At 70.0% G+C, this 20,268-nt stretch carries 11 protein-coding genes; 4 read left to right on the top strand and 7 right to left on the bottom strand.

Annotated features, from left to right (window positions below; genetic code table 11):
- Window positions 1-72: 72 nt before the first annotated feature.
- The 3 genes from OG226_RS38925 to OG226_RS38915 are packed head-to-tail and all read right to left on the bottom strand — an operon-like array spanning window position 73 to window position 1,866.
- Window positions 73-249: a hypothetical protein gene (locus tag OG226_RS38925; RefSeq protein ID WP_329351544.1), complete on the bottom strand. Its 177-nt coding sequence runs from the start codon at window positions 247-249 to the stop codon at window positions 73-75.
- A gap of 1 nt (window position 250) precedes the next feature.
- Window positions 251-799 (bottom strand): hypothetical protein, encoded by a 549-nt coding sequence (locus OG226_RS38920; RefSeq protein WP_067250270.1) that lies wholly within the window; start codon window positions 797-799, stop codon window positions 251-253.
- Window positions 796-1,866: a ParA family protein gene (locus OG226_RS38915; protein ID WP_329351543.1), complete on the bottom strand. Its 1,071-nt coding sequence runs from the start codon at window positions 1,864-1,866 to the stop codon at window positions 796-798. The genes OG226_RS38920 and OG226_RS38915 overlap by 4 nt, the downstream gene beginning before the upstream one ends.
- 11 nt (window positions 1,867-1,877) lie before the next feature.
- On the opposite strand from OG226_RS38915, the gene OG226_RS38910 reads away from it, so the two are divergent.
- Window positions 1,878-2,447, top strand: a complete 570-nt coding sequence (locus OG226_RS38910) for a DUF5753 domain-containing protein (protein WP_443066942.1) — start codon at window positions 1,878-1,880, stop codon at window positions 2,445-2,447.
- Window positions 2,444-2,647: a DUF397 domain-containing protein gene (locus OG226_RS38905; RefSeq protein WP_329351541.1), complete on the top strand. Its 204-nt coding sequence runs from the start codon at window positions 2,444-2,446 to the stop codon at window positions 2,645-2,647. The genes OG226_RS38910 and OG226_RS38905 overlap by 4 nt, the downstream gene beginning before the upstream one ends.
- A 24-nt stretch (window positions 2,648-2,671) precedes the next feature.
- On the opposite strand, the gene OG226_RS38900 is transcribed toward OG226_RS38905, so the two are convergent.
- The 3 genes from OG226_RS38900 to OG226_RS38890 form a co-directional block, all read right to left on the bottom strand.
- Window positions 2,672-6,841 (bottom strand): Eco57I restriction-modification methylase domain-containing protein, encoded by a 4,170-nt coding sequence (locus OG226_RS38900; protein ID WP_329351538.1) that lies wholly within the window; start codon window positions 6,839-6,841, stop codon window positions 2,672-2,674.
- Complete coding sequence (locus tag OG226_RS38895; RefSeq protein ID WP_329351536.1) at window positions 6,838-9,804, bottom strand: helicase-related protein; 2,967 nt, start codon at window positions 9,802-9,804, stop codon at window positions 6,838-6,840. Before OG226_RS38895 ends, OG226_RS38900 begins: the two co-directional genes overlap by 4 nt.
- 123 nt (window positions 9,805-9,927) lie before the next feature.
- Window positions 9,928-15,207, bottom strand: coding sequence for a DEAD/DEAH box helicase (locus tag OG226_RS38890; protein WP_329351534.1), 5,280 nt, complete (start codon window positions 15,205-15,207; stop codon window positions 9,928-9,930).
- Between the two features lie 223 nt (window positions 15,208-15,430).
- Between OG226_RS38890 and OG226_RS38885 the strand changes: the two genes are divergently transcribed.
- Together OG226_RS38885 and OG226_RS38880 are read left to right on the top strand one after the other, a co-directional pair.
- Window positions 15,431-16,444 carry a serine/threonine-protein kinase gene (locus OG226_RS38885; RefSeq protein WP_329351533.1) on the top strand — a complete coding sequence of 338 codons (1,014 nt, stop codon included), beginning with the start codon at window positions 15,431-15,433 and terminating at the stop codon, window positions 16,442-16,444.
- 179 nt (window positions 16,445-16,623) lie between these two features.
- A complete protein-coding gene (locus OG226_RS38880) occupies window positions 16,624-18,675 on the top strand; it encodes an N-6 DNA methylase (RefSeq protein WP_329351531.1) in 2,052 nt (683 codons plus the stop codon).
- A gap of 30 nt (window positions 18,676-18,705) precedes the next feature.
- Here the strand turns inward: OG226_RS38880 and OG226_RS38875 are convergent, their stop codons facing one another.
- On the bottom strand, window positions 18,706-20,187 hold the full coding sequence (locus tag OG226_RS38875; RefSeq protein ID WP_329351529.1) for a serine/threonine-protein kinase: 1,482 nt from the start codon (window positions 20,185-20,187) through the stop codon (window positions 18,706-18,708).
- Window positions 20,188-20,268: the final 81 nt, after the last annotated feature.

The following is a 20,268-nucleotide window of genomic DNA, read 5'->3' as shown; positions in this document are numbered from 1 at the left end:
ATCGTCACGAGTCGAACAGTGCCCCCTGGCGGTCCGCCCCTCGCCAAGGGGGGCGAGCAAGGACGAGACCCCTTACCTCAGCCGCGCCCGCCCGCGTAACAGGCGGGCGACGGCCGGCATCTGCCGGCCGGTGGTGAACAGGTCGTCGAAGAGGAGGATGGTGGTGCGGTCCTCGACACGGCGCTCGATGCGGATGGACTTGGCATGGGCGGCAGCCGCGAGGCGTTTGGCTCGTCGCGCCCGGCTCACCTCACGTCGACGAGTCCTCGGCCGCCGGGCCGACGGCCTCATCGTGCCGCAGAGCGGGCTGTTCCGGCCGTCCCCGGAAGGCGGCTCCCTTGGCTGTCCGCGATTCGACGCGTTCCACGATGCGGTCGATAACCCGTTGAGGGTCCTTCCACTTCAGCGCCAGCCGGTCGTGGTCCATCCCGTGTTCGGAGACGATGTCCCGCAATTGTTCGAGGCCGAGCTCGCTCAGGCTCGAACGGAGTCCCGTCTCGCCGGATTCGGCGAGCACCGCGAACGGGTCGATCACTCCCGGAGCTCGTCGGCTACGCCTCGGGCGTTCTGCCGGCCGAGGTGCGGTCTGCGCATCGGGAGGCGTCAGCGCCTTGGCCAGTGCTCGGGCGAAGCGTGTCGTGCGTGCGGCTTCGGACGCCACCACGCCGAGGACACGTGCAAGCGTCGCCGCGAGCTCCGGGTCGGAGGCGCCGAGCTTGGTCAGGGCTTCTTCGGCCTCTCGCACCTGGGCATTCAGGAGACCGCTGTCGTCGGGCCGACTGTCGCTCTGCTCGATCACGCCTTCTCCTCGACCAGTTCGATGAACTCCTGCGTCATGCCACGGAAAGCGTCGAAACCGCCCTGGTAGCCGTACTTCTGCCGCAGGGTACCGCGACCGACGAACTCCGCCGAACCGGCGATGTCGTTCTTCTCTGGGATGAAGGTCGGCAGCACGGCGGGGAGCTTCTTGTCGCCCTGAAGTCCCCTGACGGTGTTCCAGTGGACCGTCGAGTTGGCCTTGTATTTCGTGATGACGATGCCGATCTCCTTGATGGTCTCCCCCAGGTCGTCCGCGAAGGCCCGCACCCGCCGCTGGATCTGAGGAATGCCGTAGGTGGACAGGACGTCGGGAATGGTCGGGATGATGTATCCCTCGGAGATGCGCAGACCGTTCAAAGTGACGATGCCGAGGTTGGGAGGGCAGTCGACGAGGACGTAGTCATAGTCATCAATGATCTTCCGGATCGCCTTGCGCAGGAGATCGGTGGGGTTGTTGGCGTGGAAACGCCCCCTGGGCATGGACGCCAGGCGGTCCTGGACGTCGATGAGATCCAGCGAAGAAGGCAGGAGGTCCACCTTCGTCACCGCGTCCACGGAAGAGACATTGCGCTGGAGAGTCTTCTCCAGGTCGAACTCCAGAGGCTCGTCTTCGGGCCGGAGGGCATCCTTGAACAGGGTCGCCAGGGTGTATCCCTCGTCGTTGAGTTCCTCCCACTTCTCCTCCCCGATCAGGACCGTGGTCAGATTGGTCTGCGGGTCGAGATCGACCACCAGGACCCGCTTACGGAACTCCGCGGAGAGGAACTCCGCGAGTCCGGCCGTGGTGGTGGTCTTCCCGACGCCGCCCTTCAGATTGATGGTCGAGATGACATGGGCTTTGGGTGCCATGTGCTTCTTCCTCCGTTTGAGGTAGCGCTGAATCTGACTCGCCCGGAACACCGGGCCGCTCCGCAGGTCCGCGACGGGAGCGGGGAAGTGTTTGTCACGAGCGCGCCAATTCGCTACGACCGTCCGGCCGACCCCCGCCATCTCCGCCACTTCGAACAGTCCGACGAGTTGGTCTTCCGCCTCGGGCGTGCCTGCCATGACATCTCCCCGTGAACGGCCTTCACGCTTACCCGTTAAGCGTGAAGGCCGTTCACAACCACCGTCAATCCCCAACTCCGTTGGCCGGGAGCACAGTTGAGTTCACGCGCCCCCCTTGCGCGCGGGTTTGCGCTGGGCGCACTCCGCCCAGATTGGACGAGGAGACCGTCGAACAGCGCGTGGCCGCACGGTTGGACCGCCAGGAGATCTTCAAGCGTTGGCCGCCGCCGTTCACAACGTTCACCATCGAGGAATCAGTCTTGCGCCGCCCGCTCGGTGGGTGGGACGTTCATTACGAGCAACTTGAAGCACTGCTGAGGTTCGGCAGACTGCGCAGCGTCGAACTCCAGGTGCTGCCGATAGACCGCAAGGAACACCCCAGCCTGGGCGGGCCGTTCATCATGCTCACACCGAAGGGCAAGCCACAGGTGGCCTATCTGGAGGTGCAGCACATCAGCCGGCTGATCACCGACCCGGACGAGGTCCGTATCCTTGCCGCACGCTACGGCAGCATCAGGGCGCAGGCGCTCACGCCAGAAGAGTCACTGACCCTGATCGAGAAGATGCTGGGAGACCGATGAACGCCGAACAGCCCACACGGCTGGACTGGTTCAAGAGCAGCTACAGCAGCGGCGAAGGGGGTGCGTGCATCGAGGTCGCCGCCGATGGGACCGCCGTCCGCGTACGGGACTCCAAGGAACGGGGCGCCGGTCCGCAGCTCGCGTTCACGCAGGATGCGTGGGCCGGGTTCGTCGCGGACCTCGGGCGGGACGGGCTCTGACCCACCCGCCCGAGGCTGCGGCACTCAGGCCGCGTGACGCGGCCCCTTCCCCGGGGGCGGGTCCAGCACGGTTCGGTACTCGTCGCCGGTCACGCGGGCCTCTTCCATGCGGTCGTAGAGGTCAAGGATGAGGTTCTTGGTGCGGTAACTGCCATGGGCGGCTTCCTCGTCACTCTTGAGACGGGAGAACGCGTCCATGACATACTCCGCGTCATCGCGAGCCAGTCCGTAGAGGTGGAAAAAGGCAGCGTCCAGCTCTGCACGCAGCAATCTACGCCGTTCCTCATCCCACCGGAACGGGCGTCCCGCCACACCGATCGCTCTGGCGAAGGCCTCCATGTCACTAGCGGTGTAGGCAAGTTCAGCCACTCTTGCGGCAATCCACTCCGCCACGGTCTCGCCGCCGCTCCATGGACACGGCTGGTCGCCTGTCTCGGGGCCGGGCACTGGAAGCTGGTGGGCCGTGAAGAACTTCAGGTGTGTACCGCTGAACTTCTGACGTGCCACGAAGTCGAGCACGTACGAGGACAGCGCCGCCTGGAGCAGCGCAGGATTGCCGAAGGAAGGCAACATCAACAACGTGCCGTCAGGAACGGCAGTGCGACGCAGAGCCGTGTTGATCATGGTCCGACGGTCCGAGGTCCGGCAGATGTCACGCCACCCCAACAGCCAGTCCTCGTACCACTCCTTGTCCGTCAGTCGCGTCTTAACCCCCGGCCACATGATCGGGTTCAGCTTCTTATCCCGCTTACCAGAGTCCACGTCGAACTCCGGCGCCCAGTACCGGGGCAGCGGCGCGAAGTCGGGATCGTCGTGCTGCTCCGGCGTCACACGCGGGAGGGTGCCGACGTTGGCCTGGGCCTGGGTCTGACCCTCGTACGTGCCGAGGCGGTGGTCGAAGTGGTGGAGCATCTTCGCCTCGTACAGCGGGAGGTAGCGGCGCGTCTTCCCCTCTTCGTCGGTGCGCGTGAAAACGTTTCCGATCAACTGCCAGCCCTCGTCCGCCAGTTCCTGCTTACCGCGGAACAGGTGGGAGTCGGAGGCCATGTTGAACAGGCCCTGTCGGAAGGTCAGCCCCCACGGGTTGCTGCCGCCCCTGCCGTATTCGTCCGGCTCCTTGAGTAGAACCGGGACTCGGCTGTAGACGCCGAAGGTGATCTCCGCGTCGCGCCGGGACTCGAAGACCGGGAGGTTCCCGGTGTTCGGGTTGACCAGCAGGATCTCCTCCAGCGGCATGGTGAACCGGCGGGCAGGCAGATCCTCCATGTACCAGGTCCCGAACGCGAAGGAAGCCTCCCGGACCTGCTCCTCCCGGCCAGTGACCGTGAGCAGACAGAAGCGCGTCGAATGGTGCACGTCCCGGCTGAGCACCCACGCCTCGTTCTTGAAGTCCAGGAACGACACCAGCCGCTTCGAGCGCACCAAGTCGGAGAAGAACGGCGCCGTCGTCGCGTCCGTGGCGATGCCCGTCTGCAGGACCAGCCCGAACCGCCCTCGCGGCGCGATCCCGTGCGACGCCGCCTCCGCGAACAGCGGGTACGTGTTCAGCTTGCCGCGCGCGGCCAGCGGGAACCGGGCCGACCAGCGCGCGAGATGTGAGAAGCCGTCGGACAGCCGCTTGTCAGCGATGTATTCGGCGTGCAGTTCCCGATCGGCCTCGTCCTCGCTCTCCGCGAGCTCGTCGATCAGGGCCTGACGTGCCGCCTGGTTCGCTGCCTTGGCGATCTTCGGGGCGACAGTGGCGAAGTACTCCTCGGTCTTGAACTCAAGGGTCTCCCACGGCGGATTCCCCAGCACACAGCTGAACCCGCCCTTCCACCCGGTCCTCTCGTCCACCCCCGGCGCCCCCGCATCCGCAGGAACCCGGAACACCTCCGGGAACTCCAGGTGCCAGTGGAAGAACCGGTACTCCTCCCGCAGATCCTCGATGTGCTTCAACGTACCGTCGGGCAGGCTCGCGCCGCCGTCCTCGGAGTGCAGGGTGAGCAGGGACTGCGTGGTCAGCGCGGGCGGCGTCGCCGTCTTCGTCTTCTTCCAGACGAACGCCGCGCACCACGCGTCGGCCAGCTCCAGCGCCCGGATGTAGTCCGGGGAGGTGGTCAGCTCACGGTATGCCTTGGCCTGGTTCCGGACGTCCTCCAGCTCCTGCGAGTCCGTCTCCGTGATCGCCGAGACCGTCTCGCCGAACGCCGAGTTGGACTCGGCCAGCACCTCCTCCTCTGCGAACAGCGCGTCCTGGTTCGCCCCGTGGCGCAGCGCGACCTTCCACGACATCCGCTCTGCGGCGTTGCGCTTCTTCAGGTCGGTGACGTGCTTGGACTCGTCGCCCTCCAGCGGCTTGAACGCGTCGTCGGGCAGGCCCTCGGCCAGCAGCTTCGGCGTGGTGCCCAGGAGGCCGTTGCCGTGCTTGATGTGGGCGTCGAGGAAGGTGAGCGGACGGCCCGGCCTCATCGCCTCGATCCACAGCGACACCTTGGCCAGCTCCACGGCCATCTCGTTGAGGTCGACGCCGTACACGCACCGCGCGATGACGTCCCGCAGCGCGTGCCGTACGTCCTCGGCGCTCGGCTCGGGGTCGTCGGTGCGGATCTCGGCGAGGCGGCGGGCGAGGCGGCGGGCCGCGGCGACCAGGAAGTGGCCGGAGCCGCAGGCGGGGTCGCACACCGTCAGGGCGAGCAGCGCGTCCTCGCGCTCCTTCTGCGTCGTACCGGACTTGACGGCCTGGTCGATGACCGGGTCGAGGGTGGAGTCGAGGAGGCAGTCGATGAGGGGGGACGGGGTGTAGTAGGAGCCGGACGTCTTGCGGTCGTTGCCGTCCAGCTTGGCCAGGACGTACTCGTTGCCCTCGCCGAGGCGCGGCTCCAGTTCGAGCAGTGACTCGTAGACCGAGCCGAGCTCGTCGGCGCCGAGGTGGCGGTAGTCGACCTTGCGGGGGCGGCCCAGCTTGGCGTCGTACACCTCGGACAGGGCGCGTACGGCCTCGTACAGGGACTTGTTGGACAGGCTGAGGCCGCCCAGGATCGCGTCCGTGGCGGTGGGCTCGAACAGGCCGCCCAGCGCCGGGAGTCCGAGTTCGGGACGGCCGCCCGGCGTGCCGAGCCCCTCGATGACCAGCCGCAGCGCCTGCCACTGGTCGCCGTGGAGGGTGCCGGTGCGGCGGGCGACGCGGCGCAGGCGGGCCGTGGAGAAGTACTTGTCGTACGTCTCGCGGGCCTGCTCGGTGGCGTCGGGGTGCAGGAGCAGGTCGCGGTCCTCGGTGACGAAGAGGAACAGCAGGCGGTAGGCGAGGCGCAGCAGGGCCGGGTGGAGGTCGTCGCGGACGTTCTTGTCGCGGGTGGTGCGCAGGGCGTCGCGCAGGTCGGCGTTGTCGGGGTGGGCGATCAGGCCCGTGCCGATCACCGTCAGGGCCTTCTCCACACCCTTGCGGAGTTCCTTCAGAGCGCGGGTGCCGCTGTCGATGGCCTCGGTGCGCCACTTCTCCAGCGGGCAGGTCGCGGCCGGCTCTCCCTCGGCGCGAGGCTCGAAGCGGGTGCGGTGCAGCAGGCGCCACAGGAGGACGAAGTCGTCGGAGCGGTCGCCGTCGAAGATCGCCTGGAGGTCGAACTCGATGAACGCGGCGCCGGTGAGGGACGCGGACTCGCGCAGCAGACGCAGCAGGCGGCCGTTGGAGAGGACGCCCCAGAGGGTGGAGTCCGCCGAGCGGTTGAGGTACTCCTGCACCATCGACTGCGGGGCCTGCTTGGCCAGTTCGGTGGTGCGCGTGTCGAGGGGGACGTTCCAGCCGGTGAGGTGGACGGGGACGTGCGCCCAGTGGTGGCTGACCTCGAAGTCCTTCTCGCCATCGCGGGAGGGCAGGCCGGGGGCGGGGACGGGGGTGAGGGCGCCGAAGCCGAGCTGCTCGAAGAGGGGCAGCAGCCAGCGTTCGGTGGTGACGCCGACCGCGTGCACGCCGGGATCGGCGTCGGCGCCGTCGCGGGCCAGGGCGTCCTGGTAGGCGGCCCACACGCCGCGCAGGTAGCCCCAGGAGCGCTCGGCGGCGCCCCGTACCGAGTCGCCCTTGGCGTACAGGCGGTAGTCGGCGGGCTTGGAGCCGGTCTGCTCCTTGCCCTCCTTGATCCGGACCAGGAGGTCGTACGGCAGGAGGCCGCCGACGGTGGCGACGGTGTCGGTGACGAGGGTCCTGGCGGTACTCATGCGCCCACTCCCTGGGGGAACGTCGGGGCCGGGCGGTAGTGGTATACGCCCAGGATGTCCGGGTCGCCCTGGGGGACGACCTTCAGGCCCGCGAGGCGGGCGCGGGAGGCGGTGCGGACCCGGCGGTGCGAGGCCTCCAGGGTGCGGCCCAACTCGGCCGACTGGTACCGTAGTTCGGGCATGATCGCGGGCAGGGCGGCCAGGATCTCGGCGATGTGCTCGGTGGCGAACTTGGGGTCGGTGTTCTGCGTCGCGCGGGCTTCGAGGAGGGCCACGGCCTCGTCCTCCGGCAGCCACTCGGGGTCGTCGGGCCTGCCGCGGTAGGCGACCACGCGGGCGTCCTCGGCGAGCTGCTCGCGCACCGAGCCGTCACGGGCGGGCAGGTTCAGCTGGAAGCGGTGACGCACCAGCAGGAGCGTGGTGTTCCGCTCCACGGCCTTCGTACGGACGACTCCGCAACGGCGGGCCGGGCGCTGCCACTCGGGGACCTTGCCGGCGTCGTCGAGGGCCGCGTCGAGGACGAAGCGGGCGACGGCGGCGACCACCGGGTCGGTGCGGGTGAGGGCGGCCTCGCCGCGCGGGGCACTGGGGGCGTCGTGGAAGACGACCGGGCGGGGGTGGCGGGGGCCGAGCGCGTGCGAGACGGTGTCGCGCAGGCCCTGCGGGAGGGCGTCGGTGTGCGCGGTGAAGCCGCCCTGCTTCGTGGGAGCGGGCATGCCCCGCAGGGCGCCCAGGGCGCGGCGGGTGAAGTCCCGTACCTCCTCGCCGGTGCCGAGCGCGGCAAGGATCTCGTCGACCTCGGCGGCCACCTCGTCCTTCTTGATGGTGAGCTGGGCGTAGCGGGAGCGGTGGCGCTTCTCCCGGTCGGCGGAGGACTGCCAGGCGATCTCCAGCTGCTCGGCCACCTCCTCCTGCGCGAACAGCCCCTCCTGCTCGTACGCCGACCGCTCGCCGCGCAGGATCAGGCCCTCGAAGACGGCCTGCATGGCGCTCTCGGACTCCTGCGGCACGGGCACGGAGATGCCGGTGACCCGGCGGATGCGCTCGTGCTTGCGGAGCAGGACGTTGAGGACGATGCCGTCGACGGGGTTGTCGGCGCCGTACAGGGTGAGCGCCTTGACGACGTCGGTGCGCTGGCCGAAGCGGTCCACGCGGCCCTCGCGCTGCTCGTGGCGGGTCGGGTTCCACGCAAGGTCGTAGTGGAGGACCGCGTCGAAGGACTCCTGGAGGTTGACGCCCTCGGAGAGGCAGTCGGTGGCGACCAGGACACGGCGCTCGGGCGCGGGGTTGCCTTCCTTGTCGGTGCCGGTCAGCTCGGCGATGCGGGTGACCCGCTGGTCGGGCGAGAGTTCGCCGGTGACGGAGGCGACCGCGACCGGGTGTTCGGTGCCCTTCTTGTTGAGGATCTTCTTGAGGTGGTCGGCCACGTAGTCGGCGGTCGCGATATAGCGGCAGAAGACGATGGGGCGGTAGCCCTCGTCGAGGAGGTCGGAGACGGTGGTGATCAGCTTCTTCAGCTTGGCGTCGCGGGTGGGGCCGTAGAGCTTCTTGGCCGATTCGGCCATCGCGACCAGGCGGGCCTTCTCCTCGTCGTCGGCCTCGGCGTCGACCTCGGTGCTGGTGGCCTCGATGCCGGTCGCCTTGGGGAGACGAGTGCCCGGTACCGCGTCCGCGGACTCGGGGGTCTCGCTGTCGGCCGGGTCGGAGACGGTGCGCTCTCCGGTGCGGTCCGCCTCGGCGGGGGTGTCCGCCTCCTCGACGCCGGCGCGGGTGTTCAGGGACTGCACGGCGGCGGCCGGGGAGGAGGACAGGGTGCGCAGCAGGGCGAGGGTGGACCACCAGCGCTGGCGCTGCTGGAGGGCGCCGTCGGCCGCGCGTACGGTCTCGCGGGCGTACGACAGGACCTCGTCGAGGAGCTTCTTGTAGTCGCGGTGCAGGGTGTAGGCGGTCTCGGCGGTGTCCCGGGAGGACGGGAAGTGCGCGCCGTCCTGGAAGTCCTCGCGGATGTCGGCGCGGCGGCGCTGCACGAAGAACTCGGCGAGCAGCCTACGGCCCGCGTCGGTGTCGAAGGGGACGGAGGCCAGACGGTCGTCGAGCAAGCCGATCAGGCGGCGGAAGGGCTCCTCCTTACCGCTGTGCGGGGTGGCCGTGACCAGCAGGAGGTGGCGGTCGCTCCGGTCGGCGAGGGCGCGCAGCAGCGCGTACCGCTGCTGGGAGGAACGGGCGGACGCGCCGACCGTGGAGTCGGAGACACAGGAGTGCGCCTCGTCGACGATCACCAGGTCGGGGCAGTTACGCAGGAAGTCCTCCCGGTGACGGGGGGACTTGATGAAGTCGGTGGAGACGACGTAAGCGCCGTCGGGGCGGAACACCGACTGGCCGTACGGCGTCTCGCGCTCCAGGCGGCCGATCGTGGACGGCAGCACGGGACGGGCGTCGACGCCGAACTTGCCGTACAGCTCGGCACGCCACTGCTCGGCCAGGGCGGCCGAGCACAGCACGACCAGGCCTCGGGCGTCACCCTGCGCCAGCAGCTCCGCGGCGATCAGCCCGGCCTCCACGGTCTTGCCGATACCCACGTCGTCGGCGATCAGCAGCCGGACGGTGTCCTGGCGCAGCGCCATCAGCAGCGGGACCAGCTGGTAGGGGCGGGGGTCGACGGCGATCGAGGCGAGCGACCGGAAGGGGCCCGCGCCGGAGCGGAAGCCGATGCGCAGGGCGGTGCGCAGCAGCCCGGCGGCCTGCTGGTCGCCCAGGTCGGAGGGGGTGGGCGGGGCGAAGGTGGCGGGGACGACGGTCTCCAGGCCCGGCAGTACGCCCGCGATGTCGTCGTCGGCGCCGCCGAGCGGGCGCAGGACGAGCAGGTCGGGTGTGGAGTCGGGCAGCACGACCCACTCGCGGCCCCGGGCGTGGACGAGGGAGCCGACGGCGTACTGCCGGGTCGGCTGGGCGGCGGTGGTCATGCGGGCCTTCCGGGGTCGGGGCGGTAGGGGTCGTTCGGGGGGCAGCCGGGGTGGTGGCCGGGCGGATCGCGTGCGGTCTGTGGGTCCGGGGCGGACCGAAGGGGTCCGCCCCGGACCCGGAGATCAGCGGCGCGCCTCGCCGAACACCGAAGGGTAGTCGGCCACGGCCTTCGACCAGTCGTCGTCGTAGCGGATGCGGACGACCTCCCAGCCGATCTCCTTCAGCCGCTCGGCGGCCTCCTCGTCGCGCAGCGTCGCCTCGGCGTGGTCGTGGTGCGGGCCGTCGACGAAGACCGCGACGGGGCCGAAGGAGGTGTCGTAGACGAAGTCCGGCTTGGACAGGGCCGCGCTCAGCCTGACCTGCTGGTGGTCGGGCAGGCGGTGGCCGTGGGTCCTGAGGTAGGCGACGAACCGCTCCTCCAGGGAGGAGTCGGCGCCCTCGATGAGCGCGTCGGCCTGCTCGTCGCGGGTGCGGCCCGCGTGGCTGGAGCCGACCTCGCCGCCCGCGAAGTCCATCAGCAGCTGCTTCACCAGGGTGCGGTCGATCATCCGGTGGTGGCGCTGGTTGCCGAAGGAGAGCAGGCAGTCGTAGCAGCCCTTCTCGCACGGGTCGCCCTTGCGCTTCTCGGCTCCCCGGTCGCGCCCGACCTGGTCGAAGTGCGCGATCTCCAGGGCCCGGCGGGCGGCGCGGGCGAGCGCGTCCGGCTCGGCCTGAAGACGGCGCAGGACGCCCGCGCCGCCCTCGGCGCTCTCGATGAACAGCAGCCGCTCGCGGGGACCGTCGTGCGGCGGCAGCTCCTCGGTGTCCAGCTCGGAGTCCTCCAGCTGGAACTCGGCCTCGATGCCCCGCTCCAGCGCGTACTGGAGGGTGATCGCGGTGTCCTTGTCGACGGGGGCCGCGAGCTTAAGGACGAGGATGTTGCGGGTGTCCTGGACGTACGGGATGACGGGGATCTTGCGCACGACCTTCTCCGCGTCGGCGAGGCCCTCGTCCTCCACCGGGGTCTCCCGGCCGGGCGCGCTCGTGCTCGACCTGCCGGTCGAGCCGGCCAGCCACTGGCCGGTGACCGGGTCGAGCCAGAAGCCGATATCGCCCTTGGCGACGGAGCGGCGGTAGCCCAGGTTGGTGAGCCGGACGGTGGCGCTGTCGCCGTAGACCAGTTCGGCGAGGAGGCGGCCGGCCGCGGCCTTCGCCTCGGCACGCAGCGAACCGTCCCGGCCGCCCTCGTGCTGCTTGAAACGGTAGGAGATCTCCACCGCGTAGCCCGTGCGCTGGCGCTCCTCCTCGTCGGAGGAGATCCGGTCGCGGCGGTGGGTGAAGACGGTGTGCAGGTGCAGCAGCCCGGTGCGGGGGTCGCCGTACGAGCTGCCGCAGCCCAGGCAGGTGTCCTCGCGCCGTTCCTCGGGGGACAGATAGCCGCAGCCCTGGCACACCTTGGCGCTCTCGGTGGTCAGTTCGCCGCTGGTGTCCGGCGGCAGCTGCACCCGGTCCACCTTGAACCGGCTGCCCTCGTGGTAGATCAGCGCGCCCGGCCCGAACTCGCGGATCGCGATGAACCGGGACCGCTGGAGGTAGTCGCCGTCGTAGCCGCGGCTGGTGCGGCCGGTGCCGGGGATGTACGCGGCGAGCGGTAGCCGGGGGAAAGAGTAGCCGGGCAGGAAGCCCTCGGAGGCGAAGTAGCGGTACGGGTAGAAGTCGGACAGCACCGTGCGCTCGCCGCCCTGCCTGTTCTCCAGGAGGGCGATCTGGTTCTCCGCCTGGGCGCGGCGGCGGACGGCCTGGGCCTGGGAGCGGCCGGTCGCCGTGCGGTTGCGAATGTTGTCGTGCTGGATCTCTCGCTCCTCCAGGGCCTTGCGGTAGAGGTTCCGCCAGCGTCCGCACTTCTCGTCGAAACGCCCGGGGGCCTTGGCGACGGTGTCCTCCAGCCACTGCTCGTGCCACCAGGACGTCTCGCGCAGGGCGTCGACGCAGCCGGCGAGGACGGTGCGGGCCCGCACGAGGGCGCGCTGCTGGGCGGCCGGGCCGCCGATCTGCTCCCGCACCTCGGGCAGCAGCTCCAGCGAGGGGGTCTTCCCGTCGGTGTCGAGGATCTTGGTCATGGTGCGGCCGAGTTCCAGGCGGGTCTCGGCGAGCCAGATGGCGTGCACGTGGGAGGCGAGCAGGTCCTCGTTGGCCAAGTCGAGGCGGGGCGCGGCGACGGTGCCCGCGACCATCTGGTCGGAGCGGGTGAAGTAGTACTGGTCATGGCTGTTGCCGGTCGCGCAGTACGTGGTGACCAGCGCGGGCTGGCCCGAGCGGCCAGCGCGGCCCGAGCGCTGGGCGTAGTTCGCGGGGGTCGGCGGGACGTTGCGGAGGTTGACGGCGTTGAGGCTGGCGATGTCGACGCCGAGCTCCATCGTGGGCGAGCAGTACAGCAGGGGCAGCGGCAGCCCCTTACTGAACAGCTTCTCCCGCTCCTCGCGGACGTCGGGGTGGACCTGGGCGGTGTGCTCGGCGGCGTGCAGTCCGGCGAAGGTGGACGCGACCTCCTTGTAGAGACCCTTGAAGAAGGCGTTGACGCGCGGGCCCCGGCCGGTGCGGTAGGTGCGGCGCAGCCGGTCCACCGCGCCGTGCTCGTCGTCGCGGGCGTGCCAGCGGATCACCGGGTGGTGGATCTGGTAGCCGGGGTCCTCGCCACGGCCCTGGGTGATCCGGCTCAGTACGCCGCCGTCGGCCAGGATTTCGAGCAGGTCGCGGATCACGTCCTGGGCGTCGTCGAGGGAGAGGTCGTGGCCCCAGCCCGGGAAGGTCTCCGGCTTGCGGACGTGGCGGCCGAAGGCGGTGCGGCCGGTGAGGTTCAGCTCGCTGCGGGTACGCCCGGAGCGGCCCGGCCGGCCGGAGCGGGCCACCGCGACGCCGGGCGCGGGAGGCGCTGACTCGGTCTCGGCGATGGCCCAAGCGTCGTTGAGCTTGGCGGACTCCTTGCCCAGTTCGTTGAACTTGGCCTCGGTGAAGTACGGGGTGTCCACGGCGCGCTGGCGGCGCAGCTCGTCCATGAGGACGCGGGCCAGGTCGAGCCGCGTCGCCGGGGTCGCAGTGCGCAGCGGCCCGGCGGCGCGCTGCCAGCGCTCCTCGTCCTGGGCGATCTGGTCGAGCCCCGCGTACTCCAGGCCCAGCAGACCGGTCTGCTCCAGGTTGGGCATGGTGATCCGCCAGCCGCGCTCCAGGTCGAGGAAGAGCCGGTACTCGGCCACCTGGGCCAGGGCGCTCAGCGTCTCCTCGGCGAGCGCCTCCACCTCGGTGGGGTTGTTGGCGTACTCGTGACGGGCCAGCCCCATGGCGGCCACGACCTCTTCGCCCAGCCGCTTCCAGCGCAGGCCCGCCTCTCCCGCCTTCAGCATGGCGCGGTAGAGGGCGCCGCGCAGCTGGGTGACCATGACGAAGTCGTTGAAGTGCCCCGACTGCAGGCTGGCGTCCTGCCGGTTGTCGACGAACGTGAGCAACTTGCGTGCGTCGTCGTCGAGTTCGCTCGCGGGCAGGCTCTTGAGGTGGCGGACGATGGAGGCGCTGACGACGGAGGTGGCGGTGGAGCGGCCCTCCTGGTCGAGCGTCATCAGCTTGGCGAAGTCGCGCTCCCTGACCTGCTCGTAGCTGACCCCGCACTCCAGGCAGAACAGGAACGGGGCGGGCACGTAGGCGGCGTACAGGCCGTCCCCGTCCTTGTTCACCGCCGTGCCGTCGGGCCTCACCCACACGGGCTGCGGGGCGCGCTTCTTGCGGCTCGCGGTGAGGACGGGCGTGCCCTTCTTCGGGTCGAGGGTGAGCCAGCTGTCGGGGAAGCGGCGCTGGTCGATCGCGTCCGTGACACGCTCGGGCCACGGGTTGGCGGCCGAGAGGTAGAGGTAGCCCTGTTCGTCGTCCGCGTCCTCACGGGTGCGGAACGCGACCGTGCCGTCGTCGCTCTGCTCGCGGGCCACGGTGAGGTACTCCTGGCCGCACTCGCGGCAGAAGGACAGCGGCAGCAGGAGCTTCTCCGGCTCTCCGGGCACCCGCTGCTGGTAGGTGCGGGTGATGTGGCGGCTGTCCGCCGGCTCCAGAGAGACGTACGCCGAGCCGCCCTTGGAGAGAAACTGGTGGAGGCGGAACGCGAACAGCGCGCGGTCGTCGGCGTCGCGGACCTGCGTACCGGCCCGGAGCGTGGACCGGATGGCCTTGGCGCAGGCGGTGTACGGCTCGTCCTCGGGTGCGTCGCGCGGGATGTCGAAGGCGTCCTCGCGCAGGGCGCGCGCGGCGAGCTCCACGGTGGTGGGCTTGGCACGCACCAGCAGACGGGTGCCGTCCTCGTCGGTGGTCTCGGTGAGACCGAAGGCGGTCTCGACCCAGCGGGCCAGCGGGTCGGCCTTGAGTGCGTCGTACTCCAGCGGCGGGTTGTTCTCCCTTACGCGGGCAGCGAGTTCGGCACGCGTGGGGGGCGTGTCGCCGGTCGCGCGGACCAGGGTCTCGCCCACCACCCGATCCGGGGAGATCTCCGTGTCGAACAACGTGGAGGCGACCTCGGCGATCTCACGGCGGCGGGCAGCGGGGGTGCCCTTGGTGGACATGGTGGCGGAGGTGCCGACGCACTGCAGGGCGGGCGACTCGCACGCCTCGCGCACACGCCGGACCAGCAGAGCGACGTCGGCGCCTTGACGGCCGCGGTAGGTATGCAGTTCGTCCAGGACGAGGAAGCGCAGGCCCTTGGCCCGGCCGATGAGCCGCTTGCGCTCCTCGGGGCGGGTGAGCATCAGCTCCAGCATCACGTAGTTGGTGAGCAGGATGTCCGGGGGGGTGTCGAGGACCGCGTCCTTCTCGGACTGCTTCTCCTGGCCGGTGTAACGGGCATATGTGACGGGCTCGTTGCCCTCGCCGTATCCGGCGGTGAGGAACTTTCTCAGCTCGCCCCGCTGGCTGTTGGCCAGCGCGTTCATCGGGTAGACGATGATCGCCTTGATGCTCGGAGGGTCTCCGGGCCGCTTCTCGCTCAGGATCCGGCTGACGATGGGCACGATGTAGCCGAGGCTCTTTCCGGAGCCGGTGCCGGTCGTCAGGACGTACGAGTCCTTCGAGTCGGCGGCCTCGATGGCGTCGCGCTGGTGCCGGTGGAAGCGGATGGGACGGATCGTCGCACCCCGCTTGTCCTTGCCGGTGCGGAAGATCCGCTTGCACTCGGGGTGGAGGAGGCCGAGGTCGTCGGCGAGGTGGTCGACGGTGCCGCCGCTAGCGAAGCTCGGGTTGAGCGAGAGCCAGGGGTCGGGCCACTGGTCGCCGTCGGCAAGGGACTTGGACACCTTCTCGCCGATCCGCGGGTCGTCGATCACCACCGATCCGGACGTGTACTCCTTGTAGTCCCGGATGAGTCGACGGTGCACCTCGAAGACGTCCACGTGATCCTCACTTGCTCCCGACGTAATCCACGCATCACCGTAGTGGGTGAGACGCACGGGACGAACCGCCCCGCCTTCACCCCATTAGAGCAAGAGTATGTGAACTCAGTCAACGAATAAAGCGTCGCGCGGGCGGCATTCGAAGCACCGCCGTGTCACACTCTCCCTGACACCAGCCCGGGCAGGGCGCGGCAGGGCACGGAGGGGACGGGCCGCAGCGCGAATGGACACCGGAACACTGATCGCAGGTCGCTACCGGATCAAGCGCCTCATCGGCCGGGGCGGCATGGGAGTCGTCTGGCTCGCCCACGACGAGAACCTGGGCCGCGACGTGGCGTTGAAGACCATGAACGTCGATCCGGGACTCACCGAGGAGCAGCGTGCCCGCGACGCTGAAAGGTTCCGCCGGGAGGCGCAAGCCGTCGCGCGACTCGACCACGCGGGCCTCGCCACCGTCTACGACCTCGGCGAGGAGAACGGCACCCGCTTTCTCGTCATGCAGTACGTGATCGGGCCCCCGCTCGACGACCGGATCGCCGAGGAGGGCCCGCTCTCCATCGAGGAGACCGCGTCGATCGGCGTCCAGATCGCCTCCGTCCTGGGCTCGGTGCACGCCCGCGACGTCGTGCACCGCGACCTCAAGGGCAGCAACGTCGTGATCCGCACGGACGGCGTGGTCAAGGTCCTGGACTTCGGCGTCGCCGCCTTCCTCGACCCGGACACCACCGGCCTCACCACGACCGGCGAGCGCCCCGGCAGTCTGGAGTGCATGGCGCCGGAACAGGTGCGGGGCAAGCCGGTCGACCCCCGCACCGATCTGTACGCGCTGGGCTGTCTGCTGTACGCGATGCTGACGGGCGAGCCGGTCTTCACGCACGAGTCCGAACTGATGCTGCCCGGCATGATCCTTGAGCAGCCCCCCGTACCGCCCGGAAGGCTCCGCGCGGGCATCCCCTCCGAACTGGAGGACCTGGTGCTCCAGTTGCTGGCCAAGGACCCCGACGAGCGCCCCGCCCACGCCGGCGAGGTGTGGCGACGCCTCGCCGCGTGGCTGCCCGAGCGCCGCGCCCCCGAACAGGCACTCGCCCCGTGGGCCGAGGTTGACCCGCTGCGGCCCTTCACCCACCCGATGGGACCCGAAGCGCGGCCGGTGCGGGCATGGGCGGCATCGGGACGGAACGGCCGACCGGGGCGGACGGGGGCGACGCCCGGGCAGCACGACCGGCCGTCACACTGACCCGCGCGCCTCGCCGACCGGAACGCGACACACGCCCCCAAACCCGCCACTACACATCTGTGAACAAAGTCAATGGTCATGTACGCTGACCGATGCAGTTCGGAGGAAGGGTGGCTTGATCACACACCCATGACCGAGGGAAAAGTCCTCCCTCCACCAGAAATGCCCTGGGAGTGTAGATGTCCACGTCGCGCGCCGTACCGGTGACCTTGGCCGAAATTGCCCGCCTTGCGGGTGTGGGACGAGCCGCAGTGAGCAACTGGCGGCGGCGGCATCCGTCCTTCCCCGAGCGGATCGCCGGCACCGACACCAACCCGCAGTTCTCCTTGACCGACATCGAGGACTGGCTGCGCGACAACAAGAAGTTGAAGAAGTCCGCCGAGAGGGAATGGCTCTGGCCCGGTTTCGAGGCGCTCGGCGGGCGGGACGAGACCGGGGCCGCGATCGCCGAGGTAGGACAGCTCCTCTCGGGGCGGGTGAGCGCCGAAGGCGAAGAGATCCGTGCCGACACACGGGAGTTGATCGAACGGGCCGTGGATCTCGGCCAGCGTGAGGGAGGCACGGAAACGTTCGCGTTTCTGCTGCGCCGCTGGCTCGACGTGCATGTGCGCCAAATCGCCACGACTCCCGAACCGCTGGCATCCCTCATGGCGCAACTCGCCCTCAGGGCGGCCAACGGCCTGGCAGACGACAGCCCGGGCGGCTCCGGCGGCACCACGGTCATGGACCCTGCTTGCGGCCCCGGGCATCTCCTCCTGGCCGCGGCCGACGCCGCGAGGGCATCCGGCGCCGGGGCACTCACGCTGCTCGGCAGTGACCGGGACGCCGTCCTCGCCTCGCTGGCGGACTCCCGCATGGCCCTCGCCGAGAACGACGGCCATAGGGAGAAGGAGTGGGCGCAGGTCTCCGTACGGGCTGCGGACTCCCTACGCGACGACCCGTTCTCCGGCACCCCCGCCGACATCATCCTGTGCAACCCGCCCTTCAACGAACGGGACTGGGGATACGAGGAGTTGGCCACCGACGCCCGCTGGAGCCACGGCCTTCCCCCGCGCACCGAGCCCGAACTCGCCTGGGTCCAGCACTGCCTGGCCCAGCTGCGGCCCGGCGGCGCCGCAGTACTGCTGCTGCCGCCCGCCGTCGCGGCCAGGAAGGCTGGACGCCGCATCCGCGGCTCGCTGCTGCGCACCGGGCAACTGCGGGCCGTCGTCGCGTTGCCGCCGGGCTGCGCCGCACCGCACAGCGTCTCCCTGCACCTGTGGGTGCTGCGGATGCCCGCCCACGGGGAAGGCACACCGGTGGGCGATCGGCTGCTGGTCGCCGACGCGGCCTCGCGCTTCCCCCGGGACCCGGAGGAGAAGTGGACCCCCGACTGGGCGGCGATCAGCGCTTTCGTGCGCGAGGCCGTCGAAGAGGCGGACTCCCCACAAGCATCTGCCTACGTACGACAGGTGCCCGTCATCGAACTCCTCAACGACGAGGTCGACCTAACCCCTGGACGCCACATTGCCCCGTCCCCGGCGGACACGGCACCCCGACTGGCCGAATCCTGGCGGGAGTTCACCGGGCTCACCGCGAACGTGAACAAGTCGGCCAGGCTGCTCGCGGCGCTCGACCTCGCCACGGCCGCGGCGGACACACCGACGGCAACCACAGTCGCCGAGCTCGCCCGGGCCGGGGCGCTCACCCTGCGCGGCGGTCAGCAGCCGCCAGAGGAATCAATCCACGCCGGCCCGCCGTCCGACGACGGCATCCCCCTCCTCACCGTCCCCGATCTTCTGGTGGACGCCGAACCCCGCAGCTGGCTCGCTCCCGGCACCGCGGCGGTCGGCGAGGCCGTGATCGCCGAACCCGGGGACATCGTGGTGGTGGGCGTCGCCCGTGCCTTCTCCGCCTGGGTCCACGAAGGGCCGCCGACCGCCCTCGGCCCACAACTGCATGCCGTGCGGGTACAGCCCGAACAGCTCGACGCCTGGTTCCTCGCCGGTTCACTGCGGGCTCCCGCCAATGCCCGGCAGGCCGGCACCCACACCACGAACTCCTCCCGCATCGACGTCCGCCGGCTTCAGATCCGCCAGGTTCCCCTCGGAGAACAGCGGCGCTACGGAGAGGCGTTCCGCGAACTCACCGCCTTCGAAAGGCTGTTGCGCCGCGCAGCCGACCTCGGCACCAGCCTTGTCCGCGACCTGGGCGACGAACTGGCTGCCGGACGCCTGGCCCACCAGGCGTAGCACACCGGCTCACCCACACCAGTCGGCGCGTCACGCCTCCCTGCGCCTGGGCTCGGCCAGGCGGGCCGTGAGCTGGGCGTCGACCGCGTGGCGTACAGCCTCGACACGAGCCGCGAGTTCCGGTGGCAGTCCGGCGGCGGTGCGGCCCGCCGTGTCAACCGCCGCGATGGCCGCCTCCAGTTCCCCGAACGTGAGCCGGCACTCAGCCAGGCGCAGCCGGATCAGCGCGCGATCGGCCCGCTCGCCTGGGCCGTCCCCGTGAATGAGATCGTTGTCGACAGCCTGGTAGAGGCGGGCCGCAGCGCCGAAGTTGCCGGAGAGACGGAATCCGTCCGCAGCCCCCTGCCAAACGCGACGCACCAGAGGGCGCCGCTCACCCCACTCCTTGCGGACCCGTTCTGTCAGACCGTGCAGCCGGTCGATCGCGTCGCCCGGCTCACCGGACGCGATCTCCGACTCGGCCTGCGCGCAGAGCTGTTCCACCACGCGGGCGTCCAGCCACTCATCGGCCGGTGCGGACGCGACAGGCAGCGTGAGAGCAACCGGGCGCGGACGAACAGCCCGATCCGGCGGCCGACGCATGGGGGCGGTGGGGTCGGGGTGGGTGCGGGGCCGGGGCTCGGGATCGCCGACCCCCGGGGCGAACGGGTCGAGGACCTCCAGGACCTCGTCAACGGCCGGGCGCTGCTCGGGCTTCTTGGCGAGCATCCGCAGTACGAGATCGTCGATCGGCTCCGGGATGCCCGCGGCGTACGCGCTCGGTGGCAGCGGCACCTCGTTGAGGTGCTTGTCGGTCAGGCCGGACTCCGGGCCGAGCGGGAACGGGGGCCGTCCGGTGAGGAGTTCGTAGAAGATGCAGCCGAAGCAGTAGACATCCGTGCGCGTGGTGGGCTCGCGCTCCAGGAGCTGCTCCGGCGCCAGATAGCCGCGGGTGCCAAGCGTCGAACCGTGCGCCGTGTAACGGGTGGCGTCGGCGTGCAGCGGCTTGGCGATGCCGAAGTCGATGAGGACGACCCACCCCTCTTCATCGATCATGATGTTTGCGGGCTTGAGGTCCCGGTGTACGACCGGGAGCGTGTGTGCGCAGGCCAACGCCCCTGCCACCTGGATGGCGACGGCAACCGCCGTGGCCAGAGGCAGGGGGTTGTGCTCGTCGAGGAACGTCCGCAGACTCACTCCGGTCACCAGGCGCATGGCGATGTAGGGGACACCCCGGTGCGATCCGCTCCCATACAGTTCGGTGATTCCCGGATGATCGAGCGTGCCCAGGAGGTTGGCCTCGCGCCGGAACCGGGCGTTCCTGACGGCGAGTTCGGCCTCACGCTCGTACGGGTCGAGGCAGTACAGGGCCTCGGAGTCGTGGCGCAGGAACTTCACCGCCACCTCCCGCCCCCCGGACACCTCTCGGGCCCGCCAGACCTGGGCCATCCCGCCCTTGCCCAGAGAGTCCTTCAACTCGTAGCGCCCGTCGACCAGATCACCCACGCCGGGCTTGTACGTATCCGCGTCCACCACTGTGCCCCTTCGCACCACTGCGCATCAGACCCACCAGCGTAGCGTGAAAGATTCTAAACATGAGCCGTCCATGGACTC

This window comes from Streptomyces sp. NBC_01261 (genome assembly GCF_036226385.1).
In the GTDB taxonomy this organism is placed as follows: domain Bacteria; phylum Actinomycetota; class Actinomycetes; order Streptomycetales; family Streptomycetaceae; genus Streptomyces.
Note: the sequence above shows the minus strand (reverse complement) of the source record. Positions and strands in the feature narration are given on the sequence as shown.

Bases quoted from the DNA above. Each gene is read 5' to 3' on its own strand.
- OG226_RS38915 (WP_329351543.1), bottom strand. From the start codon at position 1,866: ATGGCAGGCACGCCCGAGGCGGAAGACCAACTCGTCGGACTGTTCGAA.
- OG226_RS38905 (WP_329351541.1), top strand. From the start codon at position 2,444: ATGAACGCCGAACAGCCCACACGGCTGGACTGGTTCAAGAGCAGCTAC.
- OG226_RS38900 (WP_329351538.1), bottom strand. From the start codon at position 6,841: ATGAGTACCGCCAGGACCCTCGTCACCGACACCGTCGCCACCGTCGGC.
- OG226_RS38895 (WP_329351536.1), bottom strand. From the start codon at position 9,804: ATGACCACCGCCGCCCAGCCGACCCGGCAGTACGCCGTCGGCTCCCTC.
- OG226_RS38885 (WP_329351533.1), top strand. From the start codon at position 15,431: ATGGACACCGGAACACTGATCGCAGGTCGCTACCGGATCAAGCGCCTC.
- OG226_RS38880 (WP_329351531.1), top strand. From the start codon at position 16,624: ATGTCCACGTCGCGCGCCGTACCGGTGACCTTGGCCGAAATTGCCCGC.